The following is a 25,754-nucleotide window of genomic DNA, read 5'->3' as shown; positions in this document are numbered from 1 at the left end:
TAAGCCCTATTTGGATGTAAAGGCTAATTTAACAGCCAATGCTGCAAAGATGGTTCCAGCAACGCGGTTGAGAATTTTCTCACCGTTTTTGGTTTTGGAAAACCATGCACCCACACGACCTGCAAGCAAGGAGACCAAGGTGAAAACCACAAAGGCACTGAGCATAAACAAAGCGCCCAACGTAAAAATTTGCCCAGTAACATTGCCCACTTCAGGGTTGGTGAATTGCGGTAAAAACGCTAGAAAAAAGATGGAAACTTTTGGGTTGGTGATGTTCATCAAAATGCCACGTTTGTAAAGTGAAACGAGACTGAGGCGGCTTTTAGACGATTCGAGTTTACTCTTACTGGCATCTTTAAATGCCATAAATGCGAGGTACAAAAGATACGCAGCTCCCACGAATTTGAGAAGGGTAAAGGCTAAAGCCGAGGTTTGAAAAATCACCGCAACACCCAAAGCAACGGCGGTTGTGTGAAAGATGAGCCCGCTGCAAAGACCTAGGGCTATGACAATGCCAGAACGACTTCCCTTGCTCATAGATTGGGTTAAAACAAAGAGGATGTCAGGTCCTGGAGCAAGGGCTAACAAGGTTGAAGCGGTCACAAACATCACAATGGTTTGAAGCTCAAGCATCGTAATCTCCTTTTACATGTAAAGATGTAAAATTGTACCGCCTAAAGCTTTAGGTTAACCACCCAGTTGCGCAATTTGCATGGAGATTTTGAGGATTTGCATGATAATGCCACTTTTTTCACTTTCATCATGCGTCTTCGCAAGTTTAGCATGTAAAACTTTGAGTCTATTTTTAAGCGAAGAGAGTAGATTTTCCCCAAGATCCGAAGAGGAGGATTGTTTAAGTTTCCCAAGTGACGCACTTAAAACACTGCTCGTACTGGCAGTAAGGCTTGGCGTGCTTGTTTGACCGCTCTGCTCTTGCGTCGAAGTGATCGCAAAATCGACATGCGACACCCACCCTACTTTGCCATTTTCAAAAAGAACAACGCTGCTTTCTTGAAGCTGGGCATTGGTATCGGCACCCTTTTTGTAGGTAAATGAAGAGTCCGCACTCTCCAATAAAAGCGCTCCCACTTGGGCTTGACTTAGAGAGATCAGGCTATCTTCCAAAGCACTTTTTTGCCAAATTTTTAGCATAGGGAAGATGCTATCGTTCTCATCGATCCACCCATTGCCATCATCATCGTACTGTGCTAGATCAGCAAATCCATCGCCACTTTGGGTACCAAAGAGTTCGCTGCCATCATCAATGATACCATTTTCGTTTTTATCATAGGTTAAAAATCCGTTATTGTGTCCCAAGAGTGACATCTCATCGGCTGAGCCATCACTGTTTAGATCAAACAAAAAGGTGTTTAATGCGTCAACATCGGCGAGTCCGCCACTCAGATTAATCACCAAAGGGTCCATCAAAGAAGCAATGGACTGAGAGGTAAAGGTCTCATAACGATCATAGCGCTCCAACGTACTCTGCAAGCTAATATCCAAGACATCGCCTGATTGTGTCGTGACATTTCCTGTTGCTTGAAGCTGTAACGTTTCTGCTTCGCGGATGCGTGTGAGTGTTTGCACATCTGTATCGGTTGTGCGCCTATACGCTGTACTGTTTTCCAGCGCCTCATGATTTGACTGTAATGTCAGTGATGATGATTCGATAATCATAGCTTTTTGCCCCCAAATAGCTGATGTGAACTAAATCGGCAAAATCGCAGTATAATAAAGACACTCTCTTACGAAATTCTTTGAAAGGAGATACCATCGCAACATCACACGACTACTCTTTAATGGAAGAGATTTGGCATAGTAGCATTCATGGACTTGGGTTATTGCTCAGTGTGAGTGCGCTGAGTATTTTGTGCGTTTTTGCAGGACAAAGTGGTGATGGCGCAAAGATCGCGAGTGCTGTCGTTTTTGGACTCTCTTTGATCGTTATGTACGGAGCCTCTACCCTTTATCACGCCATATGCGCCCCAAAAACAAAATCTATTTTGCAGCTCATTGACCATTGTGCCATTTACATTCTCATTGCAGGAACCTATACGCCGATTAGTTTGCTCGGCATCCAAGGGGTTACGGGATGGGTACTTTTTGGCATTGCGTGGGCGATTGCAGCCGTTGGGGTTAGTCTCAATCTTTTTTTCCCCCATCGCTTTCATCGCCCTGCGGTTATTCTTTATATCTTAATGGGATGGATGGTGGTTGGTGTGTTTAAAACACTCCTCACCAATCTGGACACCCTGACCCTTTCACTTCTAATAGCCGGAGGCGTCACGTATACGGTTGGTGTTATCTTTTACGTCTGGAGAAAACTCTATCTCAACCACGCTATCTGGCATTTTTTCGTCTTAGGAGGTTCTACATTTCACTTTTTTATGGTTTTATTGCTGATAATGAATTAAGATTGATTCTTTATCAGACTTTTATCATAGATTTCTTATAAAATGGATATAGATTTACTTTATCAAACTATCACAAAAGGGGTGTACGATGAACGTTTATGAATACGCGATGAAAGCGGAAAAAGATGGGGAGCTCTACTACAGAGAGCTTGCAACAAAAACCGATGATGCAGGCTTAAAGTCTATATGGACGATGCTTGCCGAAGAAGAGGTCAAACACTACCATATTTTTGAGAAGATGAACCAAAACAGAGCCATTCCAACTGTTCCCAGTGTCGATCTGTTCAAACACACCAAAAACATCTTTGAGAAGATGCAAAAATCAAATCACGTGCCCTGTTTTACCGAAGATCACATCAACCTCTACAAAAATGCCTTACGCTCTGAAGAGAGCAGTTACAAATTTTACACCGAAAAAGCGTTGATGCTTGAAGAGGGTGAACAAAGAAATGCCTTTTTACGCATTGCCGAAGAGGAACATGCCCATTATGTGCTTTTAGAAAACATCGTCGAGTATGTGAGTGCTCCCGAAACATGGGTGGAGAGTGCCGAGTTTAACCACTTAAGTGAAAAATTTGTGCAAAAATCAGCACTGATTTAACCATTTTATCACGGTTGTTAGGCAAAGCCTAATAACCTACGCTACGCCGCTATGGCGCTAAAGCTTGCCTCTTCGAGGCAGAAGATTTCTTGCAATTTTGCAAGAAATCTATTTACATGTAAAGTTTCCAAACCCGTAAAACAAGTGGGTTTGGAAGCTATTTTTAAATCAATTTATCAAATCCAATTTTCTTCTTAAAGCTCTCGATTCCTACGGAGATCACCAAACAAACCCCCAAAAGTACTGCAAAGATCATTACGGGATAGTGAAAACTGTAGATAAAATCAGGAAAATAGTAGTAGTAAATGAACGTGTGAAATAAGAAAATATTAAACGAATGTACGCCCACAAACTCAAACGCTTTTTTTGCCAAGGGTGAAAAAACAACCAGTTCCGTTGTCCAAAGGATCAGTAAAATCGCAAAAAATGTATCGGCACGGACACTGTCAAAAAGCCAGCCATTTTGTCTATACCACGCCACGCACACGGTTAAAATCGCAAGCGTGATAAAGCGTGCTTTACCTTGTTTATCGAGCCAAATGAGCAGTTTGACAAACCCATCTTTTTGCGAAAGGTACACGCCCACCGCAAAAGGGAATATCCAGTCATTGACCAAGGGAATGGGGAAAAAGAGAAGCCATGCACAAAAGGCTAAAAACCAGAGGTGGTATTTTTTCGTTAAGACATTCACCAAGGGGAAAATAGCGTATAGCACGATGATCAGGCTCATAAACCACCATGTTGCATTGTAACCATAACCAACCCACGTGAACATATGGATACCTAGCATTTGAAGCATAAAGCCTTGAAAAACATGCTCGCCGTAAACGCTTGAAAGCGACCTTTCCATAAACCAGACACCAATCGGCACAAAAATAAGCGCGATCAGCCAGTAATTCATGTACAGTTTTAGCAAACGTCGCTTGTAAAAAACGCCCAGTTCCAACCCTTTTTTCTTCACAGATTCCGCCAAACCATACCCACTGAGCACCACATAAATGCCCACACAGACTTTCGCCAAAAGTGCTGTTTGAAAGACGATCAAGCCCATTTCAGGCTTTTCATAGAAAAGATGATGCCACAAAATCAGCATCAGTGCCATTCCTTTACTCGCATTGGTGATGGAGACATCAAACTTTTCTAAAACCATACCCGCTCCTAATAACGTATAATTTTTCTAAATTTTAGCCTGTAATCTTTCTAAATTTTCCTCGATCTTATCGTCTTTATACACCGCACTAACGAGCGAATACATCGCAATATCATAGCGTGAAAGAAGCTCAATATTCTCCTGAGTAATGCCTCCAATGGCACAAATAGGCACATTCAGTTGCGCTTTGGCTGTTTTCAGCAATTCAGGGTCTACGATTTTGGCATGGGGTTTGGTTGGGGATGGGAAAAATGAGCCAAATGCGACATAGTCGGCTCCTAGATTGGCGTATTTTTTTGCGCGTTCGATGTCGCCATAACAGGAAACGCCGATGATTTTATCATCTCCTAGCAGGGCGCGAGCCTCTTCGTAACTTACATCATCTTCGCCTACATGTAAACCATCGGCATGGATGCGATACGCAATTTCCAAGCGATCATCAATGATGAACACTGCCTCGTAATAGTCACACAACGCTTGAAGCCTGATGCACTGTTTTTCAGCCTCTTCATCACTAGCGTATTTGTCGCGGTATTGGATGATCGTAACGCCGCTTTTTAAAACGCGTTCTACCTGTTCAAGTATTGTTTCCGTTGGGGTTAGGGTTGCATCGGTGAGGACATAAAGTCCTTTGAGGAGTTCTTTGTTTAACATAAATGCTCTCTGTTTTTTTACAAAGATTGTACAGACTCAAAGCTTAAATTGCCTACGCAATATAACGAAGCGTAGGCAATTTTGAGTAAAAAGTGCGGTTAGGACTTAAATTTTCCCAGTTCATTGTTGAGGTTTTCGGTCATGACATGTAAATGCTCACTCGCTTGTGAAACATTGTCGATGCTTCCCACATTCTCTTTGGAAATGCCATGAATTTGCTCAATCGCATCCACAATCTTTTTGATTTTCGTCGAAGTATCGATAAAGTTATCAACATTGTAATGGCTCTGATCAATGGTTTTTTGAATAATATTAGCAACATTATTCATGCTATTTTGAAGATCCGAGGTAATGGAGGCTAACGCTTGCACCTCTTGAACATTTTGAGCAATGTCAGTATTGGCATCCATGATGGACTGGACAACGACATTGATCGTTGCATCGATCTCTACCAACCCTTTTTGGGTACGTTCAGCCAATTTTCGTACTTCATCGGCAACTACCGCAAATCCACGTCCGTGCTCTCCTGCACGCGCTGCTTCAATGGCGGCATTCAACGCTAAAAGGTTCGTTTGATCGGCAATATCACGAATAACTCCTAGTACATCTTTAACTTCATTGGCATTGTGGCTGACGTTATCAAGTCGTTCTGCTAAACCCTGCTCTTTAATCGCAGCTGCTTGCATCGTGGACTCAAGTTGTTCAACTTTGCTTTTGACCTCAACGATGTCATGTTGTGTTTGACTCAGGGCTTCTTGGGAACCTTTGGCTTTCACCACCGAGGTTTCAAGACTTTTGACCAACGCAATGCCCTCATCTTTGGTCGTATCCATGATGCGAGATTCACTCTCCACATTGCGGACAACCTCAGAAGCGGTACGTGAAAGCTCTTCGGAGATGGACGCATTTTCAGTACTGATGATTTTGGAATTTTTAACAATCTCATGCAATTTTTCGATAAATTTGTTGATATTGCCTGAGACTTGTGCAAACTCATCGTTGGAGGTTGTTTCCAAACGGTGTCTTAGATCACCTTCGTTGCTAGAGAGCTCTTTGACAACACGGTTAAGATTATCCAGTGGTTTTAATAAGGCTTTGATGAGAACAATCATAATACCAATGGAAAGAAGAAGCATCAGAATACCTGCGATAAACAGCTCACGCATTTGGGTCTTTAAAAAGCTGTACGCAACCTCTTTATCGAAGGTGATCCCTAGTGTCCAGCCTGCTTCTTTGGAAACTTTAAACGCAAAGATTTTGCTCTCATTGTTGAACTGATACTCGACCAAACCATCGCTTTTACCTTTGATCTGTTGGGTCAATTCGGGCAAGAATTGGGAAAGCTCTTTTCCGTACATCTCTTTATTAGGGTGCGCGATCACAATGCCTGCGGTATCAAACAGCATCCCATAACCGCCATTAAAATTAACATCCGCAGTCGCTTTGGTCAGGGTGTCAAGTGCTATATCTAAAATCACACCACCCACATATTTGCCCTCTTTCATGATCGGAGCCATAATGGAAACGATCAATTTGTTGGTTGTTGCATCGATGTAAGCATCGGTAACACTGACTTTTTTTGATTCTTTGATACTTTTATACCAACCTCTCACACGAGGATCGTACCCAGCCGATAACGGCGTTCCTGTGCCTGTCATCGCACTGCCATCTTCCAACCCCACAGTGGTATCAAAACCACCCAAAGTTTTAGTTGTCTCTTGCAAAATAGCGATAATCTCTGATTTTTCCATGGACTGAATGTTGGTAAGATACCTCGCACTGCTTTCCATGCCACTTTTTTTACCAGCAAGCCAAACATCAATATAATCGCTCAGCGCGCGTGATGCCATTTTCAGACTGTTTTCCGTTTGAATCACACTGTTCTTTTTTGTATCGAAATAGCTGATAAAGCTAAAAATACTGAGACTTAAAAACATCAAAACGCAGAGTGCTCCGATGATTTTCCCTTTAAATGACATAGTTCCCCCTTGACAAAAACTGTGTGACAGTATACGCTTAAAAATATTCCAAAAACATTACAATAGTGCATAATTTTTATCCAAAACTTTAGTAATCCTTTTGCAATCAACTTATCATACACTTCATATTAAATTTTTTATAGTGGAGCTTTTTATGCCGCAATTTGTAAGTACCCTTTTAAAACAACTGAGCATTGCGCATCGTTTTTATCTAGGATTTTTGACACTGTTTGTTGCCTTTGTGATTATGGGCATCCTTTATGGTGTTGGTTATTTTCAAAATCAAGACTTTTTTCACGCGCAGATCGAACAGAGCGAAATCCTCAAAAGCAACCTTCAAGAGACCTCTAATGCCAATGCTCGCACCATCACAGAGTTTAGCGCCTTAGAGCACCAAGCCAAAGAGGTGGGCATATGGTACAACGATCTTGCCAATTTGCGGAACATTCGCAACGAACTCACCACCTTAAATTTCAAACCTTCCCAACAACGAAAACTTGAACGTCTTTTGGATGAGCTGATTGCATGGCAAAACAGCAGTGCAGGAAAACACCCGTTTATCGCCCCGTATGCTGGGCAATTTACCATCTTGGCGGAGCGCATGCGCAGTGAGCCCAGTGAAGATGGCGTGCGTGACATCGCATTGGTGATCGAAGATATTACAGGGAAAATCATTGAAGAGGCGTTAGCATTCAACCAAAAAACGGAAGCAACCATGGCAAAGGTCAATACCAATCTGACCCATCTCAATACCAACCTCACCCGTGATGCAAACACACTAGAGCACAACCATCTTTTGATTACCTCCTTGCATCAAACCAACCAAAACAACACTTTTTACCTTTTTATCGCTTCGCTTCTTTTTATAGCGACGTTGCTCTTTTTATCGTTGATGATTCGCTTGGTGGTGCTTGAAACGGTGCAGATTTACGCCTTTTTGCAAAAAGTCATTTTTGCCCCACACCATATCGATTTTCGTCATAAACTCAAACGAGTCAGTGAAAACACCAAAGATGAGCTCGATGGCATCACGCAGACTATTGACTCTGTCTTTACCAACGTGGCACAGACGATTTCACGCATCGCCACCATTTCAAACGATGCGCACCACTCGGCACAAAGCTTGCAAACAACCTCTCAAACCTTATTAGGCACGATTCATGCGCAAGAGAGCAACATTGAGACGATGCAAAAACCTATCGCTTCGCTGAAACAAACGCTCAATGAATCCGAAGGGATGAGTGTGCAAACCAGAGATGTCCTCAAGCAAAATATGGGCGTTATGGGACACTTTATGCAAGATCTTGACGCATTGCACAACGATGTGCAAGAGAGTAAAAAAGAGCAACATGCGGTCAATCAACAAATGGTAGCACTGACCAAACAGGTCGATGAGATGAAAAATGTCTTTAACCTCATCGATGAGATCGCCGAACAGACCAATCTGTTAGCCCTCAATGCTGCCATAGAAGCGGCACGTGCTGGGGAACATGGACGCGGTTTCGCCGTGGTAGCAGATGAAGTGCGAAAACTCGCAGAACGTACCCAAGAGAGTTTAGGCAACATCGATGTGATCACCAAGCAGATCATTGGAGGGGTAGGCAGCAACACCAAACGGCTTAACCATGTGGCAAGTTTGATGGAAGACACCAGCGTGCGCATGGCGTCACTTGGGAAAATTGCAACCGAGACGCAAGAGGAGATCACTCATTCGCTCAGCGTCGCCAACCAAGCTGTCAACCTCTCACACGCCGTTTCCCACAATGTCAATACCCTTATCGCACAAATGCAAGAGACCTTAGCACTCAGTGTGACCAACCGTGGCAATGGACAAGCGGTCGCCAATGTTGCTGAAGAGCTCTTTGAGATTTCCCATACGCTCACCAAACTCCTCTCCAAATTTTTATACCAAGAGAGCGCTACCATCGCAGTGGAAAAGAAAAAAGAGTCGCTAAAACTCGTCGCGTAACACTTTACATGTAAAGAGTTTTCGCTCTGATTGTTCAAAGCCAAGCTCTTTAAAACGCTCATAATCTGACGCCTCTTTTGCCCATAGTCTTAGTTTTTGGCAGCCCCTTTTCGTGCACGAAGCGATGGCATATTCAAGCAATTCCTTTTCAATAGCATGGTCACTGCCAACTTCATCCACGATCACCGCTTCAAACATCGCTACCTTTTCCCCTGATACAACCGATACGTTGTAGAGGACGGGCAGCACGCCTACCATCTTTGCCTCATGTATAGCAAGAAAGAGAGCATGGGTATTGGTATTTTGAATCATCTCAGAGACAATTTTCGCCCTATTTTGCGCACTCTTTGGAAAAATAGCATGCAGAAATTGGCAGATATTGGGTATGTCTTCGATCGTTGCGAGCCTAAAGTCTGGGTGACTCTTTTTATAAGTTGATTCATAGGCGATGAGGATTTTTTTGCGCTCAATGCCCCAACTGTACCCGCTCATCGCACCACTTTTGGCAATGACGCGGTGACAGGGAATGAGATAGCCGATGTGATTTTTCCCGATGGCACTGGCAACGGCTCGCACCGCATTGGGTTGATCGATGAAATTGGCAATGTCTTGATAGGTGGTCACAGCACCGTTGGGAAGATTGAGAAGCGCTTTCCAGACATTGATCTGAAGGTTCGTTCCTTTGACCAAGAGGTTGTATTTTTTATTGTTGATGAAGATATTTTCTAAATAGGTTTGCGCTTTAAGATCATCATGCACCAAATTGGCATTTTCCCAAAGCTCTTGAAACCGTGTAAAAATTGCCTCTTTGTTCTGGTCAATAAACCCCAAATAACAAATGCCCTTGTCGGTGTAAGCGATCAGTGCTTCACCAAAAGGGGTGATGCCAAAACCATACGTGATGATGACATCCCTGCCCTTTTCGCGCCACTCTTTGGGTGTCACGCCGATCAAATTGACAAAAAGCTCGTGCAGCCTGCTGACACTCGAGAGCCCAATGTCTAGTGTGCTGTCTAAAATAGACTTGGACTCTTTGATGTGCTCTTTGGCGTAATTGAGCGTCACCGAATGCAAAAACTGTTTGGGTGTCACGCCCACATACTCTTTAAACACGCGGATAAAATGGTATTTGCTCATGCCGATACTGCTAGCAATCACATCGATGGAGGGCTGTTCTTTAAAATGCGCATCGATGTATTTGATCGCTTTTTCAATCAGCTGATAGTTAGTATGCAACGCTTCCATCTCTCTCATCGCGCCCTCCTTCGTCATTTTGTCATAAGAGTTCTTACAGAACTCTTGACACGCCTTTAAAGCAAAGCTCTAAAGGCTACGTTAACACTGGGTTTTCCTCGGCGGAACGCCCACGCACCCTTGGTGCTTTTCCTTCTTGCAAAATAAGTTTTGCAAGAACTCTATTTAATACGTCGCACTTTCGTACACGTGGAAGTTTTGCAAAAGTGCCACTAACTCTTTTTTAATCTTTACATGTAACGCTAAATCGTGAATATTTTTCAACACATCGCAAATGCGGTGCGCGATCAATTCAAACTCTTTTTCTTTCATACCCAGTGTCGTTAATGCCGCAGATCCGATGCGGATACCTGATGTTAGTTTCGCACTTCGCGTATCGTTAGGGACACTGTTTTTATTGACCGTTATACCTGCATTTTCCAAGGCGGTGCTCGCCTCTTCGCCTGAGAAATCTTTGTTCAGTAATGATACCAAAATCAAGTGGTTATCGGTTCCACCACTGACCAAATCAAAACCCCGTTCAAGCATAACCTCGCCCAAAACGCTGGCATTGCGTTTGACCTGCTTGGCATACTCTTTCCACTGCGGCTTTAACACTTCACCAAATGCCACCGCTTTTGCCGCGATAACATGTAACAGAGGACCGCCTTGGATTCCGGGGAAAATAGCCGCGTTGATCTTTTTCGCAAGCGCTTCATCATTGGTCATAATCACACCGCCTCTTGGACCGCGCAATGTTTTATGGGTTGTCGAAGTGACGACATGCGCATGCGGAAAAGGGCTCCTGTGCTCACCTGCGGCAACCAGACCTACGATGTGCGCGATGTCAGCCACTAAAATTGCACCCACCGCGTCCGCAATCTCACGAAATGCTGCAAAATCAAGCTCACGCGCATACGCCGAAGCACCGCATACGATCATCTTAGGCTTCACAATCTTCGCAATCTCCAGAACCTTGGCATAATCAATATAACCATTCGCATCGACACCATAGCTAAACGATTGATAATTTTTACCTGAAAAACTTACTTTCGCACCGTGCGTTAAGTGACCACCTTGCTGTAAATCCATACCCAATATTTTATCGTTTGCATTCAAAAGTGCCGCATACACCGCACCATTGGCTTGGCTACCTGAGTGCGGTTGTACATTGGCATAGGTACATCCAAAAATCTCACAGAGTCTGTCAATGGCAAGTTGCTCGACCGCATCCGCACATTCACAACCGTTGTAGTAGCGCTTTTGTGGGTAACCCTCAGCATATTTATTGGTAAAAATACTTCCTGTTGCTTCCATAACCGCACGCGAGGTAAAATTCTCACTCGCGATCATCTCAAGATGCGTAGCTTGCCTCTCAAACTCATTGTTAAGAATCCTAAAAACAGCATCATCGGCTGTGGCTAAACGATCATTGTTGATAAAACTCATCTGATCTCCTTTGGGGTTGATGGAAGACAGTTTAGCCATAAATGTTCTTTCACTCAATCCAAAAATTGCCAACTTAGTTTTATCCGAGCAATTTTTGGATTATCCTTACAAAAGGGGCAAATCTTTTGACTTTTTTTCTTTACATGTAAAACTTTTTGAGTTTGTCTATCATTTTAAGCTTTCTCTCATTTGAATTGTTTTAATATATGAGTAATTGTTCATATGAGCATTTGTACATAATTTCAAGAGGAGGAACCGATGAGCGATGAATTTTGTAGTTGCGACATTGTGCATGAAAATGTCATCGAAATGGTTAGAAAAAAGATGCCTCAAGAGGAGAAGCTTTACGATCTAGCTGAGCTCTTTAAAGTCTTTGGTGACACGACGCGCGTGAAGATCATCTCAGCCCTTTTTGAAGCAGAGATGTGCGTGTGTGACATCGCAGAACTGTTGCACATGACGCCCTCTTCCATCTCGCACCAACTGCGTGTCCTTCGTCAAGCAAGACTTGTCAAGCACCGTAAAGAAGGCAAAGTCGTCTTTTATTCACTCGATGACGAACATATCAAAACCATTTTTAACCAAAGCTTAGAACACATTTTAGAACCACGAGGATTTGAGTATGCAATTTCATGAGACCGCACCCCAAACATGCACCACAACAGCGGAGAGTTGTTGTTCAAGGTGTAAACCTGCCGTTCCGCAGGATTTCAATCAAGAGCATGAAGCGCATGCACATCAACACGGATTAAGCGATTCGAGTCTAATGGAGATGCTAAGATCGTGGCATTTCTTCACGTTTTGCATCGGCGCGGTGCTCTTCGTCTCTGCTATTGTGATGGATGAGAGCAATTCTTTGATGTTTTGGACCTATCTGATCAGCTTTTTCTTAGTGGGTGGCGAGATTCTCTACATGGCGGTCACCAACCTTTTTAAAGGGCATGTTTTCGATGAAAACTTTTTGATGGGGCTTGCTACTGTTGGAGCGTTTAGCATCGGCGAGTATCCTGAGGGCGTTGCGGTGATGCTTTTCTTCCGCATCGGTGAGTTTTTCCAAGACTTAGCGGTCGATCGCTCTCGCAAATCCATCACCAAACTGATGGACATTAGACCCGATTTTGCAAACCTTCAAAGCGAAACCGGCGAGCACAAAGTAAACCCAAGTGATGTTGCTTTAGGCAGTCGCATCATCGTCAGACCGGGAGAGAAAATCCCACTCGATGGCGTCATTTTAGAGGGTCGCTCCACGCTGGACACCTCGGCACTCACAGGTGAATCTTTGCCCAAAGAAGTCGCAGTCGGCAGTGAAATTCTCTCTGGAACCATCAATAAAACGGGTGTGATTATCGTAGAGACGACCAAACTTTTCTCAGAGTCTACGGTTTCTAAGATCTTAGACCTTGTGCAAAATGCAGGCGCTAAAAAAGCCAAGACAGAGCAATTTATCACCACGTTTGCCAAATACTATACGCCACTTGTCGTCATCTCAGCTGCCCTACTCGCGTTTGTGCCGCCGCTTTTGATGCAAGACGCGCTTCTCAGTGACTGGTTTAGACGCTCCTTAGTTTTCCTTGTTGTCTCATGCCCGTGCGCACTGGTGGTTTCTATTCCGCTAAGCTTTTTTGGAGGTATCGGTGGTGCATCTAAAAACGGTATTTTGGTCAAAGGGGGCAACTTCCTTGAAGCACTCAATGGCGTCGATACCGTTGTTTTGGATAAAACTGGCACACTAACCAAAGGCATTTTTAGCGTAACCTCTATTACCGTACTACACGGTTACAGTGAAGTGGATGTCTTGCGGCTTGCGGCTCTGGCTGAGATGCACTCAAGCCATCCCATCGCCCTTTCCATCAAACGCGCGTACACAGAGCCTTTGGAAGCGATGGTGAGCAACTATGAGGAACTCGCAGGCTACGGCGTTAAAGCGACCATAGAAGGCAAAACCGTTCTTGCAGGCAACGATAAACTCCTCCTTGAGCACACCATCATTCATGAAACAATCGATACCCCCGACACCGTCGTTTATGTCGTGGTTGAGGGCGTTTTAGCAGGCTACCTCATCATCGCCGATACACCCAAAACAGATAGCAAACAAGCCATTTTAGGACTCAAAGCACTTGGCATTAAAAACATCGTGATGCTCACAGGCGACAATAAAGCTGCCGCCGATAAAGTCGCTAAGGAGCTTGGCATTACGCATGTGGAAGCAGAGCTTTTGCCACACCAAAAAGTCGAAAAGCTTGAAGCGATTATGGCACGCAAAAGCGGCAAAGGCAAAACCGTTTTTGTGGGAGATGGCATCAATGACGCACCTGTTTTAGCACGCGCAGACATCGGCATTGCGATGGGTGGCGTGGGCTCAGACGCGGCGATTGAAGCCGCCGACATTGTCATCATGACCGACGAGATCAGCAAAGTCGCCACCGCGCTTAAAATCGCCCGTAAAACCCACGCCATCGTCTGGCAAAACATCATCTTTGCACTGGGTGTTAAAGGGATTATTTTGATCATGGGGGCGATGGGAATTGCCACGATGTGGGAAGCGGTCTTTGGCGATGTGGGCGTTGCGCTCATCGCTGTACTCAACGCTACACGGGTTTTAACGCATAAATAAACTACGCAAAACGCTCTTCACATGAGGAGCGTTTTTGCTTTACATGTAAACACTCAAATGGTGGTTATTTAAAAAATTTATCGATCAAGGTTGTGAGCCATCCGCCGTTCATTTGAGCTTCTTTTTTGTGAAGCATCGCTTGGACAACCTCTTTATAGTCTGTATCGTCGTGTTGTATGTGATTGATAAGCCACATTTGCAGATCCATCATCAGCTGTTTTGAAATATCTTCACCGTTTTCATAGCGTTCTTGAAAGAAATGAATGCGCTCAATAAAAGAGAGATGAATCTGCTTATGAGCTTCCAATTTAGGATACCCTGCCTCTTCCATCAAACGCTCTTCAAAGGCAAGATGGGACACCGTATAATCCATCAACGCCAAAAGCACCGTACGCACTTTTTCGTTATCGTGATAGATCGAAATCGTACCGAGCTCATTAATATACGCAATCATTTGCTTATGCTGATCATCAATCACTGCAATACCCACCGAAAAAGCTGGCTCCCATTTCCAATACGACATTGCCATTCCTTTAAAATTTTGTCATCTAATACTCAAAACGAAGAGGAAATTCTTTTACATGTAAACACCAAAACCCCTAAATAATAGGCTTTTGGCGCTTGGTATAATACATCGAAGGGAGCACCAAGCCAAAGGCAATCGCAAATAAAATACTGACCGCATGCAGCCCATTCTCTATAAAACTTGAGAGCAAGGCATCGGTGACGCCATCGGTATTCATCGAAACAAGGCTTATCATCATCTCATACGCGTACGTTCCAGGGATGATCGGAATGATGGAAGGAACGGTGTAGACGGGTCTGGGCATCACATAAGCGCGTGACCAAAAAACACCGATAATGCCGATTGCCGTTGCGGCGATAAACGTTGAAAGTTCGATGGTGAGGTGATGGTGCATTAGCACCTCTCTAAACCCATACGTAAATGCGCCACCCACCGCACACAACGGCAGAGCTGAGCGCGGAACATTGAAAATCATCCCAAAACCCACAGCAGGAATCGCCGCCCACATCGCGTCCAATAAAAGAGTGACCCATTCCATCGTTACCATCCTTTGATGTCCAAAAGCCCCATGGCGAGCATGATACCAAGAGAAGACATGAGTGTTAAAAGCGTCGCTTGCGTCCAACGTCCCCAGCCCATGCTAATGTAGCCTTTGAACGCATCGAGCATCGAGTTGATGTAGGGAAATCCCGGGACAAGGAGTAAAACACTCGAAGAGAGAACGATACTTCCTGTGGCACTGAGACCTTGATAAAAAGAGAGGCTGGCGATCATCGTACACACAAACGCGGTAAAGGCAAAGACAATCAGCAAAGAGTAATTACGAGAAGAGAGTGCCCTACGTACCATCATCCCCACTGAAGCTGCCAAAAAAGTGATGCAAAATCCTGCCCAATCCGCCCCTTGTAAATGGCTAAACGCCGCACACGAAAGCCCAATCATCGGAACAATCAACCACGCAGGATACGGATTTGAATGAATGTTGGCAAGCTTGGTTTCCACCATCATAATGTCGCGAGGATTTTTCTCCGCCGCAATGCAGATCGTGACGATTTGATGCACGATGGACATATTGATCGGCTGTTCGTGCGCGCGCCTCGTGGTCGTAACCGAAGAGTCGCCAATGAGCGTGGTCAAAACAATCGCAGAGGGAATCAGCGAAATCTCAATGGACGTACACCCAAGTGCCACGCCCAAACGAGACGAGAGTTGCTCGATCAAACGACTCTCAGCGCCGTACTCCAAAAGCATCGCCGCGACTCTCACAACAACGGTGGTGATTCTGGTCTGTTCTTCCTTTGAAATCGTGGGAAATCCTTTTTGCATTTTATGTGAGAATCATAGTCTAAATAGGTTGAAACTTAAGAAATCAATTGCCTTTTATTTCATCATTTTAGTTTTAGCTTTACATGTAATCATGAACCGATGCGTCATTTTATACAATATCTTCCAAACTCAAAAGTTTCCATTGCATAGTATAATTGGGATAATCCACTAACAGTTTTTTAGCCTTTGCCTCAAGCACGCTCTGATCCAAACGTTTTTTGGCAAGTTTAACCTCGCAAATCATCAGTGTTTTGGCAAATTCATCAATCGCTACGATGTCTATTTCATTTTGATTGCCTCTCTCCCAGTAAGAGCCAATATGGGCGAATTGTTGTTGCTCTCTAAATTGATCGACAAAGAGTTTTTCTAAAAATTTACCGCTAAACATATCAAAATCTCTTAGGATAATCTCTTTGAGTTTTTCATAACTTCCTGCTTCAATGAGTGATTGATATTTAAAAATGAAACGAAACCAAAAATAGAGAAAATTATCGACAATTTCATATTTTTGAACTTTTGAATTGGGCTTTGCATTGATAGGCTTGATGCTTTTAATGATGTTATAATCATTCTCCAAGCGGTATAAATAACCCGAAATGTTTTTTTCCAAAATGCTTTCAATTTCACTTTTGGATGTTTTAGAATTAGCGATGAGTGAGAGAATCGAAAAATAGACACCATACTCTTTTCCAAACTCTTCAATTAACCGATTGCGTCCCTCATCTAAAAAAAGACCATTGGGATTGACTATTTCATTGATCATCGAAATTCTATCGAACGCTTTAACATTGATGAAAAGCTCAATATACTTAGCCACACCGCCTGTTAAGATAAAAAAATCTAAGAGATTTTTAGCAGAACTTGCATCATAGTCTTTTAAAATCTCTTGAAGTGTTGAGACATGAAAAGGTTGCAGATGTAATTTAAAATCGGCTCGTCCAAACAGAGGCTCATGCGCATTTTCAAATATTTTTTTCATTAATGAATACATCGAACCACTCAAAATGAGGTGCATTTTCGTGGATGCTTTATGGGTATCCCAAATGCGTTGCATGACAGAGTAAATAGAAGCATTGATGCGTTCAAACTCTTGAAATTCATCAATGACTAACGTGAAGGAGATACTTTGTGCCGCTTGCATTAAGAGCGCAAAAAGATTTTCAAATGTTTTGATCTCTCCAAAGATAGGAAGGGCTAGTTTATCTTTAATCTCTTCCAAAAACTCTTCACACAGCAAAGACTCTTCTTTTTTAGAGATAAAAAAGTAAAGTTTGGGCTCTTTGGTAAAGGGTTGAAGGGCTAAGGTTGTTTTACCTATGCGCCTTCTGCCAATGAGTATGGTCATAACAGAGTGCTCATTTTTTAATGCATCCGCTTTTTTTAAAAGAGCCAGCTCTGCACTTCGATTGTAAAATTTCATTATAATAACCTATGTTGTAATAATTTGAGTTATTATAATTTATTCAATCTACGAAGTCAATACAATGACTCAATGAGATCACTCTTTTGTACAATACCCAATAAAAGTCTTGTCTTAGTCACATTTTCTAACCTTCCTTTGGGTACAATAGCGCACTTTAATTTTGGAATTTAGATGAAAACCCTCTGTAAAATGGCGCTTTTGGTCATCACACTTTTACATGTAACGCACCTTTTTATGCCCGTGAGTTTGGAACTTTTAACGTTTTTTACAGCTCTTTTGTTTGGGGTGGGTCTTTTTAGGCAAAAAAGCGGGTTTCGTACCATCACGCTGTTCTTTTTTCTCATGGGTTCACTCATACTTTTCTACTACAAACTTCCCTTCCCGATTTGGATGCAGTCGCTCACTTCCATGACCAACATCATCGCCATCATCGTAGTAATGCAGCTTTTTTCCATTCCGATCGAGATTGGTCGCTACAGCGATACTGTCGAGTATTGGCTCAAAAAGCTCTTTAAAAAAGAGAGTTCGCTCTACCTTTTTGCGATGCTTGTCACCAACCTCTTCGCGAGCTTTTTGCTTTTTGGAACGGTTTCTGTAATGGTTTCGCTCTTTAACAAAGCGCTTAAAAACAATGTCTCCGAGCACCAGCGTTTTTTTGCAACTGCCATTATGCGAGGCTATGCGCTTGTCCTTTTTTGGGCGCCCGGTGCGGTGATCATGCTATTGGTGATGCAAGTGACGCATGTTTCGTGGTCACAGCTCTTTTTACCTGGACTTCTTTTAAGCGTTATCGGCTTACTGACTTCGTATGCCTTGGAGCATTTTTCAGGGTTAAATAAATCCATCGTTACAGAACCGCTGCTTGAGACATCGAGTATTGTCAAAAATGCGCCAAAGCAAACAGCGCATATTATCCTTGTTGTCATCGCTCTTTTGGTGTTGATCTCGTTGTTTGAGGCGCTTTCTATCGGTTCACCCACGGGGAGAATTTTACTTTCTGGGCTGCTTGTCTCGACCATCTGGATCGTCTCATTTTTCAAAAATGTGGAACTTAAGAGCGTTTTGAATCTCTATTGGGAAAATGGCATCACGCAAGCGACCGATTTTTCACTCTTTTTTATCGCCGTGGGTTTGTTTGCAGGCGCGGTCGATCACAGCGGTGTTTTGAGTCATATTCAGCCACTCTTGCAAGGAAGCGTCAATCACCTTGGCATCCTCTCCCTCCTTGTCATTCCGCTTTTATTTATCTTTATCGCCGTATGTGGCATCCATCCCTTGGTACTTGCCGTGATGTTTGGCAAAATCTTACTCGCCGTTTCACTGCCACTCTCGTCCGTTTCCATCGCGCTCATTTTGATTTTATCATCTGCCATCTCCTTTATCATCTCACCGTTTGCAGGAATGTCACTGATGACCGCCAAATTTTTACATGTAACACCGCTAGAAGTCTCGCTCAAATGGAACTTGCTCTTTTGCAGTCTCTTTTTGATCGAAGGGTTGTTTTTCGCCTATCTGTGGCATGGCTAAGATTAAACTTTTGTCACACTTTTGTTAGTGTTTAAAAAATAATCAAAAAATGAGACTTTTATTCGCTTTCTCTGCTTAATTTTGTGCTAAACTGCTTGTATCACATTTAGGTGAAAGGGCAAAAGGTACACTATGATTGAGTCAAACAGTCCATTCTATGATACGTTTAAAGGCATCTTAAACACTATCGACAAGAACCGCGTCCAAGAGTTGCTCACGTATATGAATACCGAAGCGATCAACTTCAACCTTTTTAAAAACAACGCGTTTATAGAGCGCAAATTTCCCTTTGACATCATTCCAAGAATCGTCTCCCCGTCAGAATTTGCGTACCTTGAAAAAGGGATACAACAGCGCATCTATGCGCTCAATCTCTTTTTAGAAGACATCTACGGTGTACAGAAAATTCTTAAAGACGGCATCATTCCTAGTGAATTTGTCTTCTCATCCAAAGCCTATCTGCCAGCATTTGCCAACACACCTGTGGCGAAAAACATTCGCGTGCACATCAGCGGTATCGACCTTGTTAAAAACAGCGTTGGGGATGGTTGGGTTGTGCTTGAAGACAACATCCGAGTACCCAGTGGCGTGAGTTATCCGCTCTCACTTCGCCTGCTCACACGCAAAGTGTTTCCTGAGTTTTTTGAAAAACTTCCGATTCAAGATGTGCGAGACTATCCAAAGAAACTCGAAGCGGCGATGGACTATGTTAACACGGGTGGCATCAATGTCATCTTAACACCGGGTCGTTATAATTCTGCGTTTTACGAGCACTCGTATCTCGCCAAAGAGAGTGGTGCGATTCTTGCCAATGGTGAAGATTTGGTCGTCGAGAAAGACAAAGTGTATCTCAAAACGTACAATGGTAAAAAAGCACGTGTGGGCGCCATTTACCGACGGCTTGATGATGATGCGCTTGATCCTGTCGAGTTTCATCCAGACTCTTTGATCGGAGTTCCCAACATCACCCAAGCGTATCGCGCGGGCAATGTAGCGCTGATGAACAGTATCGGAAACGGCATCGCAGACGATAAGGGCATTTACTACTTTGTGCCAGCGATGATTAAATATTACATGAATGAAGAGCCAATCTTGCAAAATGCCCCAACGTTCTTGGCATTTTTTGAGAAAGATCGCAACCACATTTTACAAAATATGCGAACCCTCGTCATCAAAGATGTTGCAGAAGCTGGAGGATATGGCGTTGTGTTTGGCTCACAACTCACCAAGAGTGAACGTGAAAAACTCAAAGATGCTATTATCGCGGAACCTAGGCGTTTTATCGCACAAGAGGTGATCGAGTTTTACGACATCGAATGTTTGGATGAAGCAGGCACTTTTTCACCTCGCAAAGCCGATCTTCGAATGTTTTCCATTTACGGTAAAGATATTTTTGTCTGGCCAGGAGGACTTACGCGTTTTGCGATGGATCCGACCAGTTACATCGTCAACTCGTCCCAAGGTGGCGGTTTTAAAGATACATGGGTTTTAAAGGAGCACAGATGATTCTCATACCCCCACAAGCGGCAGAACATCTTTACTGGATGGGCAGGTACATTCAACGCTCCGAGAGTATGACACGTCTGGTCATTGCCCTTTTTGATAAAATTTTAGATGAAGATTTTGAGGATGCAAAGGTCTTTTACGCCAAACTTGGCATCGAACTTGCGTATGATTCGGCACAAATGTTTTTGAGAGAAAGTGTCTTTAACTTAGAAGATGCGAGCTTGTACAATACGATTAACATGGCGCGTGAAAATGCCATTTTGACACGCTCGCACCTCTCAAACCGTATGTTTAGCCGCATTAATGCACTCTATTTAGCCTACCAAGAAGCTAAAGAGGAGCGTACTGTTTCGCTCTATTGGTTAGAGAGTACGCTCAAAGAGCTTGATGCCATTTGGGGCAACTTGGAGCTTTCACTCGTTGAAGCCAAAGAGTCTCCCTTGATTCAGCTGGGCAAAGTGGTAGAGCGAATGGATCTTAATATTCGCCTTTACGATAGCATTGAAGCGGCTTTGATGGATGTGGAAAAGCTTAACAGCATTGCTGAGAAAGTTCGCCCAAATCATAAACGTGTTACACTTTCGTCCAGTAATAAATTTAAAACATTACAAACGATCAATTCAGTATTCGAGGCATTGACCACAAAGCATGAAAGTTAATTTTTCTTACGATTTTACGCTCACCTTTGATGAGCCCGTACGCAACCATCACTTTTGTCTGCGCATGGTGCCGCACACCAATGCCATACAAACGCTTTTGGATTGGAAACTTAATCTCAACGATGGTATTCCTTATTACCAAACACGTGATGGATTTGAAAACCATTTGGTGTATGGTTATTGTGGGAAACCGCATCGTGCGCTTAAAGCCAACATCGAAGGTGAGATAGAACTCTCTACGTATATTTACCACGACCAAGAGCCTGTGGAGCTTTATCTGCCGCACTCCACGTTGGCACCTTTGTGCGAAGATGTGCGCGATTTTTCTCGTTCGCTCAAGCTTCCTGTGACAGACTTTCGCAAAGCGCATTTTTTAACCCAACTACTCTATGAGCAGTTTAGAGCCCTAGAAGAGCCTAAAGCCAAAGGGATCAAGACATTTTTGCTCTACAAAGAGGGCATCAGCCAAGATTTTAGCCATTTACTGATTGCGCTCTTGCGCAGTAACGGCATTCCTGCACGTTTTGTCAACGGCTTTATCGATGGTGTCAATAAAACACACACCTGGGTGGAAGCGTTTATGGATGGGGATTGGAGAGGGCTTGATCCGCAAAGTGGCATTTTCATTCACGATGAACCTTACATCAAGATCGCTCATGGGCGTGATTTTTCAGAGTGTCAGATTCACAGAGGCAGTTACATCGGTAAGCGTCAGCATATTTTAAAGATCATGGGTCGAATTGAGAGGAATGAACAATGATTGAAGAGGTCTTTAACGTCAACTTACCCGTCAATGAAACCTTAACGCTCAGACGCAACCGTTTTTCGCCTGAGGACATTTCCACCTCAACCAAACGCATCTCAATCGTCACGGGCATTCATGGCGATGAGATCGAAGGGCAATACGTCTGTTATCTGCTTGCCAAATGGCTCAATAACAACAAACACTGCATCAAAGGCATTGTGGACATTTACCCCTCTATGAATCCGATGGGCATCGACAGCATCACGCGAGGTTTTCCGTTTTACGATGTCGATCTCAACCGAAATTTCCCTGGCAATACCTCTGATTTCATGCCGGCGCAAGTCGCCAATGCGATTGTCGATACCGTACGAGGCAGTGACTTTGCCATCGATATTCATGCGAGTAACATCTTTTTACGCGAACTCCCTCAAGTGCGCATCAGTCGCTCCACCGCCGATGAACTCATCCCCTTAGCGGAAAAACTTGACATTGAGTTTATTTGGGTGCACGACGCGGTGACGGTTTTGGAGTCTACCTTTGCGCATGCGATGAACTCGCTTGGTACCAAAACACTCGTCGTAGAGATGGGTGTGGGAATGCGCATCACCAAGGAGTACGGGCAAAGCCTCACCAAAGGTATTTTAAACCTGCTCGCACACGTGGGCATCATCGAAAGAGCCGTCCTGCCGACAACCAAAACAACTGTTTCAAACCTGCATTCCGAAGTCTTTTTTGTCAACGCTTCCAAATCAGGGATTTTTATTCCTATTTTAGAACACAATGTCACTGTTTTAAAAGGTGAAAAACTCGGGGAAATCATCGATCCGCTCTCAGGACGGATTCAAGAAACACTCATTAGCCCCTGCAATGGCTTGTTATTTACCATTCGCGAATACCCCGTCGTGTACGAAGGCTCCCTTCTTGCACGCATACTTGAAGACCCCAAAGAGGACACCGCCCTATGAAAGAAGAAGTTTTATTTGAGATCAGCTCTCTGAGTCGCAATTCTCTCAAAGTCAAGGGGTTTCGTTTTGGAAGAGAGGGCACGACGCCTAGTTGCGTCATCGTAGGACCTATGATGGGCACTGCCATCGATCAGCTTTGGATAGCATCGCAATTGGTGCGCTTTTTACGTCAACATGAACTGGCGAATGCCGCCTTTGTCAAAGGTGAAATTCTTGTGATCCCCACCGTCAATCCCTACTCCTTTAACATGGGGAAAAACTTCTGGCCGCTCGATAACACCGACATCGATGTGATGTTCCCAGGCTACGACAAAGGTGAGACAACCCAACGCATCGCCGCACGCTTGTTTGAAAAAACCAATAACTACGACTACGCCATTTTACTTGAAGCGAGAAAAGATCACGTTGAGTGCATTCCCTACGTTGAAGTGCTCGAATCGGGTATGAGCTACATCGAGGATGCAAGAGCGTTTGGGCTTGATTTTATTCATGTCAAAGAGGAAATGCCCAATGACACGGTCTCGTTAACGTATAACTGGAATGTGTGGAATGCCAAAGCATTTTCGCTCATTTCAGGTAAAAAAGGCATCCTTCACAAACACGAAGCCAACAAAGTGTTTGATGCCATCGTGCGCTTTTTAGTCAAAAAAGAGCTCATCGACTTCTCAACGTTTGAAGGCTCACACGGCAATCTTGTTATGCCAAACGATGTGGAAGCGATCAAAAGCAGTGCCGCAGGACTCTTTGACACTCTCGCCAACATCGGTGACTCTGTCGTACACGGTCAACCCTTAGCACGCATTTTCAACGCACTCGATGGCACACTCATCCAGACGATCATCTCACCCTGCGATGGCATCATCTCCTGTCGCTACGACTATTCGCTCATCTTCCAAAACGCCATTGCGTATCGCATCGTCAAAGTCGAATCCGCACAAAACACTCTTTAAGCTTTACATGTAAAGCTTTTTCAATGCTTGTTTTATTGCCTCAGGTGCCTTTTGTGCAATATCTAAATAAAATTCTATAGGCTCAACAAGATCGATTTCATCTAAGTATTTTTGGGTGTCGAGTCTTTTCAGCGCATCATGTAAGTCACGTAAATCTTGAAACGTAACGGAACCAGAGTTTAAAAGCTTCTCAAAAATAGAGCTATCATGATAAAGTGCAACACTGAGGTCGATAATATCTCTTGATTTATTTTGATCTTTTCGATAGACGATTTTCTTTGCCAAAATATCTTCCAAACTTTCGACATAAATACTCTCATGAAAAAACGTGTGACTATCATCGATGATGGCATGACCTAGAAAATCTTGCGATACTAAAATGTCAATTTTGATATTTTCCTTCGTGAGCAGTCTGATATGATTGGCTAGGTCAATATACTTTGCGGTATTAAACGAGCGTGAGTCTTCCAACCAATGTTTTGGGCTTAGGTAATTCAATAGTTGTGGATCAGTCACGAACAGATCAATATCAAAACTTTTTCGATGCTAGAAATGATAAATCGCTAAAGCTGTGCCACCGCCAAATCGTATCAAAGAGAGATCGTTATTTGGAAGTAGCTTTTTACACTCACTGATGAGATCATTCAGTGCTTTAATTTGTTTAGCATATATCGCAAGGATGAAAGAGTGGGTTTTAGTATCCATGATTGAGTACTTTATTGACTTTTTTCATCGGTATTTTAAAGTGGCTTGCAAAATCCTCTATCTCAACTTTCAGCGCTTCGGTTTTAATAATATCCAAGGCGTATTTTTCGATAGGCTTTTCAGGAATTTTTCCCATCAAAAGCTTTTTAAGATCATTGGCTCCAAGGTGCTTCGATTCATTACCGATAGAAGCATTGACTGTTGATACGAGCATATCGTAAGCTGTTGCTGACTTGTATAAGTTTAAGATAGCGCCTGTATCGACATTGGTTAAAAAATCAGCTAAAGTTTTTTTTGAATGTCCTTCTTTTTTCCATTCATTGAGAGTCGATTGAGGAACACCAAAAATATCAGCGATCTCTTTTGCTTTCATTGGAACTCCTTTTTGGCATAATTATACGACTATCGTAGTTTTTTGTCAATTATTGAGGAAATTCCGATACCAGAATCGCTTTACATGTAAAGCTCTTAAACCATCTTCTGCACGTTCACTTCGATGGAGAGTTCGCTCTGTCCGCTGCTTAATACCACACCTTTTAGAGGTGCGACGTCGTTGTAGTCTCTGCCAGATCCGAGTAAAATGTGTTGATCTTCGGGGATGATGTTGTTGGTGGGGTCGAGTTCTAGCCAGCCAAGGCGCGGAATGTAGAGTGCAAACCATGCGTGGGAGGCGTCGGCGCCAAAGAGTTTGGGCATGCCAACGGCAGGAATGGTTTCGATGTAGCCGCTCATGTATTTAGCGGGCAGACCGATGGAGCGAAGGGCGGCGATGGCGAACTGTGCGAAGTCTTGACACACCCCTTTTTTAGCCTCGAAAATCTCCTCGATGGGCGTGGTCACGTCACTAAAACCTGCAACAAAAGCGAAGTCTTGAAAGATGCGGTTCATAAACTCCTGTGCGGCATCCACAAGGTTGCGTTGTGGCGTGAATGAGCGCTTCGCGTATTCGACAATGCCACGCGATGCTTTGGGAATAAGCGCTGAGTCAAACATAAAAGGCTTTGCAACCAGATCGTTCAGATCAAACTGTTGCAACAGTCCTAAAGACGCCTCATACGAGGTGCTTTGCGCGCGAAGATTGCTTACATGTAAACGCATTGCATCACCATTGAGATCAACGTGCGACCTGCCGATAACGCAGAGTGACTCATGCGCTTCGCGAATCAATAGATGCGTCGTGTGGTTGCCAAACATGTCATCAAATTCGCTTTGCTCATACGGCATAGGCGTGATCTCCATGCCAAAATCCATCACGCGCTGAAAAGGCGTGTCTTTGGGTTTGAGACGGGCAATGTTGTGGCTAAAGGTGACGAGGCTTTCATAGGCGAAGGCGGTTTTGTGGTAGATTTCATAGGTCAT

At 43.6% G+C, this 25,754-nt stretch carries 26 protein-coding genes; 11 read left to right on the top strand and 15 right to left on the bottom strand.

Translation table 11 applies throughout. The features are described from left to right. Window positions 1-6 precede the first annotated feature (6 nt). A complete protein-coding gene (locus JU57_RS05190) occupies window positions 7-633 on the bottom strand; it encodes a LysE family translocator (RefSeq protein ID WP_037957859.1) in 627 nt (208 codons plus the stop codon). 54 nt (window positions 634-687) lie between these two features. Next, complete coding sequence (locus tag JU57_RS05185) at window positions 688-1,677, bottom strand: hypothetical protein (RefSeq protein WP_037957857.1); 990 nt, start codon at window positions 1,675-1,677, stop codon at window positions 688-690. Between the two features lie 80 nt (window positions 1,678-1,757). On the opposite strand from JU57_RS05185, the gene JU57_RS05180 reads away from it, so the two are divergent. Both JU57_RS05180 and JU57_RS05175 read left to right on the top strand, forming a co-directional pair. Then, entirely contained in the window at window positions 1,758-2,414 is a 657-nt protein-coding gene (locus tag JU57_RS05180) for a hemolysin III family protein (RefSeq protein ID WP_294876028.1), read from the top strand. Window positions 2,415-2,502: 88 nt separating this feature from the next. Then, entirely contained in the window at window positions 2,503-3,015 is a 513-nt protein-coding gene (locus tag JU57_RS05175) for a ferritin family protein (protein WP_037957855.1), read from the top strand. 163 nt (window positions 3,016-3,178) lie between these two features. Here the strand turns inward: JU57_RS05175 and JU57_RS05170 are convergent, their stop codons facing one another. The 3 genes from JU57_RS05170 to JU57_RS05160 form a co-directional block, all read right to left on the bottom strand. Continuing rightward, window positions 3,179-4,165, bottom strand: a complete 987-nt coding sequence (locus tag JU57_RS05170; RefSeq protein WP_037957853.1) for an acyltransferase family protein — start codon at window positions 4,163-4,165, stop codon at window positions 3,179-3,181. 27 nt (window positions 4,166-4,192) lie between these two features. Next, complete coding sequence (gene thiE, locus JU57_RS05165) at window positions 4,193-4,819, bottom strand: thiamine phosphate synthase (RefSeq protein ID WP_037957851.1); 627 nt, start codon at window positions 4,817-4,819, stop codon at window positions 4,193-4,195. Window positions 4,820-4,917: 98 nt separating this feature from the next. Next, window positions 4,918-6,798, bottom strand: a complete 1,881-nt coding sequence (locus tag JU57_RS05160; protein ID WP_037957847.1) for a methyl-accepting chemotaxis protein — start codon at window positions 6,796-6,798, stop codon at window positions 4,918-4,920. 154 nt (window positions 6,799-6,952) lie between these two features. Between JU57_RS05160 and JU57_RS05155 the strand changes: the two genes are divergently transcribed. Further along, window positions 6,953-8,767: a methyl-accepting chemotaxis protein gene (locus tag JU57_RS05155; protein WP_051906621.1), complete on the top strand. Its 1,815-nt coding sequence runs from the start codon at window positions 6,953-6,955 to the stop codon at window positions 8,765-8,767. On the opposite strand, the gene JU57_RS14040 is transcribed toward JU57_RS05155, so the two are convergent. Both JU57_RS14040 and JU57_RS05145 read right to left on the bottom strand, forming a co-directional pair. After that, window positions 8,750-10,021 carry a methylated-DNA--[protein]-cysteine S-methyltransferase gene (locus tag JU57_RS14040; protein WP_294876021.1) on the bottom strand — a complete coding sequence of 424 codons (1,272 nt, stop codon included), beginning with the start codon at window positions 10,019-10,021 and terminating at the stop codon, window positions 8,750-8,752. The two genes, JU57_RS05155 and JU57_RS14040, sit on opposite strands and share 18 nt — an antisense overlap. 165 nt (window positions 10,022-10,186) lie before the next feature. After that, window positions 10,187-11,449 carry a serine hydroxymethyltransferase gene (locus JU57_RS05145; RefSeq protein WP_037958093.1) on the bottom strand — a complete coding sequence of 421 codons (1,263 nt, stop codon included), beginning with the start codon at window positions 11,447-11,449 and terminating at the stop codon, window positions 10,187-10,189. A gap of 258 nt (window positions 11,450-11,707) precedes the next feature. Here JU57_RS05145 and JU57_RS05140 point away from each other — a divergent pair, with 258 nt between their 5' ends. Both JU57_RS05140 and JU57_RS05135 read left to right on the top strand, forming a co-directional pair. Beyond that, window positions 11,708-12,085, top strand: coding sequence for a metalloregulator ArsR/SmtB family transcription factor (locus tag JU57_RS05140; protein WP_037957846.1), 378 nt, complete (start codon window positions 11,708-11,710; stop codon window positions 12,083-12,085). After that, window positions 12,072-14,063: a heavy metal translocating P-type ATPase gene (locus JU57_RS05135; protein ID WP_037957845.1), complete on the top strand. Its 1,992-nt coding sequence runs from the start codon at window positions 12,072-12,074 to the stop codon at window positions 14,061-14,063. Before JU57_RS05140 ends, JU57_RS05135 begins: the two co-directional genes overlap by 14 nt. A 64-nt stretch (window positions 14,064-14,127) precedes the next feature. On the opposite strand, the gene JU57_RS05130 is transcribed toward JU57_RS05135, so the two are convergent. From JU57_RS05130 to JU57_RS05115, 4 genes are all read right to left on the bottom strand, one after another. Then, entirely contained in the window at window positions 14,128-14,586 is a 459-nt protein-coding gene (locus JU57_RS05130; RefSeq protein ID WP_037957844.1) for a bacteriohemerythrin, read from the bottom strand. A 76-nt stretch (window positions 14,587-14,662) separates the two neighbouring features. Next, complete coding sequence (locus tag JU57_RS05125) at window positions 14,663-15,127, bottom strand: threonine/serine exporter family protein (protein WP_037957843.1); 465 nt, start codon at window positions 15,125-15,127, stop codon at window positions 14,663-14,665. 2 nt (window positions 15,128-15,129) lie between these two features. After that, window positions 15,130-15,915, bottom strand: a complete 786-nt coding sequence (locus JU57_RS05120) for a threonine/serine exporter family protein (RefSeq protein WP_037957840.1) — start codon at window positions 15,913-15,915, stop codon at window positions 15,130-15,132. Between the two features lie 109 nt (window positions 15,916-16,024). Further along, window positions 16,025-17,335, bottom strand: coding sequence for a DUF234 domain-containing protein (locus JU57_RS05115; RefSeq protein WP_037957839.1), 1,311 nt, complete (start codon window positions 17,333-17,335; stop codon window positions 16,025-16,027). Between the two features lie 174 nt (window positions 17,336-17,509). On the opposite strand from JU57_RS05115, the gene JU57_RS05110 reads away from it, so the two are divergent. From JU57_RS05110 to JU57_RS05085, 6 genes are all read left to right on the top strand, one after another. Further along, a complete protein-coding gene (locus tag JU57_RS05110; RefSeq protein WP_037957836.1) occupies window positions 17,510-18,865 on the top strand; it encodes a hypothetical protein in 1,356 nt (451 codons plus the stop codon). A gap of 132 nt (window positions 18,866-18,997) precedes the next feature. Beyond that, window positions 18,998-20,371, top strand: a complete 1,374-nt coding sequence (locus tag JU57_RS05105) for a circularly permuted type 2 ATP-grasp protein (protein ID WP_037957823.1) — start codon at window positions 18,998-19,000, stop codon at window positions 20,369-20,371. Further along, window positions 20,368-21,030, top strand: a complete 663-nt coding sequence (locus JU57_RS05100; protein ID WP_037957821.1) for an alpha-E domain-containing protein — start codon at window positions 20,368-20,370, stop codon at window positions 21,028-21,030. Before JU57_RS05105 ends, JU57_RS05100 begins: the two co-directional genes overlap by 4 nt. Next, entirely contained in the window at window positions 21,020-21,790 is a 771-nt protein-coding gene (locus tag JU57_RS05095; protein WP_037957818.1) for a transglutaminase family protein, read from the top strand. Before JU57_RS05100 ends, JU57_RS05095 begins: the two co-directional genes overlap by 11 nt. Continuing rightward, the gene (locus JU57_RS05090; protein ID WP_037957816.1) at window positions 21,787-22,740 is read left to right on the top strand and encodes a M14 family metallopeptidase; all 954 of its coding nucleotides are present in this window, start codon (window positions 21,787-21,789) and stop codon (window positions 22,738-22,740) included. Before JU57_RS05095 ends, JU57_RS05090 begins: the two co-directional genes overlap by 4 nt. Further along, window positions 22,737-23,690 carry a M14 family metallopeptidase gene (locus tag JU57_RS05085; protein ID WP_037957814.1) on the top strand — a complete coding sequence of 318 codons (954 nt, stop codon included), beginning with the start codon at window positions 22,737-22,739 and terminating at the stop codon, window positions 23,688-23,690. Before JU57_RS05090 ends, JU57_RS05085 begins: the two co-directional genes overlap by 4 nt. Window positions 23,691-23,693: 3 nt before the next feature. Here the strand turns inward: JU57_RS05085 and JU57_RS05080 are convergent, their stop codons facing one another. From JU57_RS05080 to JU57_RS05070, 4 genes are all read right to left on the bottom strand, one after another. Further along, entirely contained in the window at window positions 23,694-24,206 is a 513-nt protein-coding gene (locus JU57_RS05080; protein WP_294876003.1) for a nucleotidyl transferase AbiEii/AbiGii toxin family protein, read from the bottom strand. Between the two features lie 30 nt (window positions 24,207-24,236). Then, a complete protein-coding gene (locus JU57_RS14035; RefSeq protein WP_294876000.1) occupies window positions 24,237-24,395 on the bottom strand; it encodes a hypothetical protein in 159 nt (52 codons plus the stop codon). After that, window positions 24,385-24,768, bottom strand: a complete 384-nt coding sequence (locus JU57_RS05075) for a hypothetical protein (RefSeq protein ID WP_037957812.1) — start codon at window positions 24,766-24,768, stop codon at window positions 24,385-24,387. Before JU57_RS05075 ends, JU57_RS14035 begins: the two co-directional genes overlap by 11 nt. Before the next feature lie 95 nt (window positions 24,769-24,863). Further along, a complete protein-coding gene (locus JU57_RS05070; protein WP_037957806.1) occupies window positions 24,864-25,754 on the bottom strand; it encodes a transglutaminase family protein in 891 nt (296 codons plus the stop codon).

Origin of the sequence: Sulfurospirillum sp. SCADC, from assembly GCF_000743525.1 — a bacterium.
Classification (GTDB): Bacteria; Campylobacterota; Campylobacteria; order Campylobacterales; family Sulfurospirillaceae; genus Sulfurospirillum.
This window is presented reverse-complemented; position numbering and strand designations above follow the sequence as displayed.

Excerpts from the sequence above, each read along its gene's own strand:
- JU57_RS05135 (WP_037957845.1), top strand. The coding sequence starts at position 12,072 with ATGCAATTTCATGAGACCGCACCCCAAACATGCACCACAACAGCGGAG.
- JU57_RS05075 (WP_037957812.1), bottom strand. The coding sequence starts at position 24,768 with ATGAAAGCAAAAGAGATCGCTGATATTTTTGGTGTTCCTCAATCGACT.
- JU57_RS05120 (WP_037957840.1), bottom strand. The coding sequence starts at position 15,915 with ATGCAAAAAGGATTTCCCACGATTTCAAAGGAAGAACAGACCAGAATC.
- JU57_RS05140 (WP_037957846.1), top strand. The coding sequence starts at position 11,708 with ATGAGCGATGAATTTTGTAGTTGCGACATTGTGCATGAAAATGTCATC.
- JU57_RS05070 (WP_037957806.1), bottom strand. The coding sequence starts at position 25,754 with ATGACCTATGAAATCTACCACAAAACCGCCTTCGCCTATGAAAGCCTC.
- JU57_RS05110 (WP_037957836.1), top strand. The coding sequence starts at position 17,510 with ATGAAAACCCTCTGTAAAATGGCGCTTTTGGTCATCACACTTTTACAT.
- JU57_RS14035 (WP_294876000.1), bottom strand. The coding sequence starts at position 24,395 with ATGGATACTAAAACCCACTCTTTCATCCTTGCGATATATGCTAAACAA.
- JU57_RS05100 (WP_037957821.1), top strand. The coding sequence starts at position 20,368 with ATGATTCTCATACCCCCACAAGCGGCAGAACATCTTTACTGGATGGGC.
- JU57_RS05115 (WP_037957839.1), bottom strand. The coding sequence starts at position 17,335 with ATGAAATTTTACAATCGAAGTGCAGAGCTGGCTCTTTTAAAAAAAGCG.
- JU57_RS05095 (WP_037957818.1), top strand. The coding sequence starts at position 21,020 with ATGAAAGTTAATTTTTCTTACGATTTTACGCTCACCTTTGATGAGCCC.
- JU57_RS05145 (WP_037958093.1), bottom strand. The coding sequence starts at position 11,449 with ATGAGTTTTATCAACAATGATCGTTTAGCCACAGCCGATGATGCTGTT.
- JU57_RS05105 (WP_037957823.1), top strand. The coding sequence starts at position 18,998 with ATGATTGAGTCAAACAGTCCATTCTATGATACGTTTAAAGGCATCTTA.
- JU57_RS14040 (WP_294876021.1), bottom strand. The coding sequence starts at position 10,021 with ATGAGAGAGATGGAAGCGTTGCATACTAACTATCAGCTGATTGAAAAA.
- JU57_RS05155 (WP_051906621.1), top strand. The coding sequence starts at position 6,953 with ATGCCGCAATTTGTAAGTACCCTTTTAAAACAACTGAGCATTGCGCAT.
- JU57_RS05190 (WP_037957859.1), bottom strand. The coding sequence starts at position 633 with ATGCTTGAGCTTCAAACCATTGTGATGTTTGTGACCGCTTCAACCTTG.
- JU57_RS05185 (WP_037957857.1), bottom strand. The coding sequence starts at position 1,677 with ATGATTATCGAATCATCATCACTGACATTACAGTCAAATCATGAGGCG.
- JU57_RS05175 (WP_037957855.1), top strand. The coding sequence starts at position 2,503 with ATGAACGTTTATGAATACGCGATGAAAGCGGAAAAAGATGGGGAGCTC.
- JU57_RS05130 (WP_037957844.1), bottom strand. The coding sequence starts at position 14,586 with ATGTCGTATTGGAAATGGGAGCCAGCTTTTTCGGTGGGTATTGCAGTG.
- thiE (WP_037957851.1), bottom strand. The coding sequence starts at position 4,819 with ATGTTAAACAAAGAACTCCTCAAAGGACTTTATGTCCTCACCGATGCA.
- JU57_RS05085 (WP_037957814.1), top strand. The coding sequence starts at position 22,737 with ATGAAAGAAGAAGTTTTATTTGAGATCAGCTCTCTGAGTCGCAATTCT.
- JU57_RS05125 (WP_037957843.1), bottom strand. The coding sequence starts at position 15,127 with ATGGAATGGGTCACTCTTTTATTGGACGCGATGTGGGCGGCGATTCCT.
- JU57_RS05160 (WP_037957847.1), bottom strand. The coding sequence starts at position 6,798 with ATGTCATTTAAAGGGAAAATCATCGGAGCACTCTGCGTTTTGATGTTT.
- JU57_RS05090 (WP_037957816.1), top strand. The coding sequence starts at position 21,787 with ATGATTGAAGAGGTCTTTAACGTCAACTTACCCGTCAATGAAACCTTA.
- JU57_RS05170 (WP_037957853.1), bottom strand. The coding sequence starts at position 4,165 with ATGGTTTTAGAAAAGTTTGATGTCTCCATCACCAATGCGAGTAAAGGA.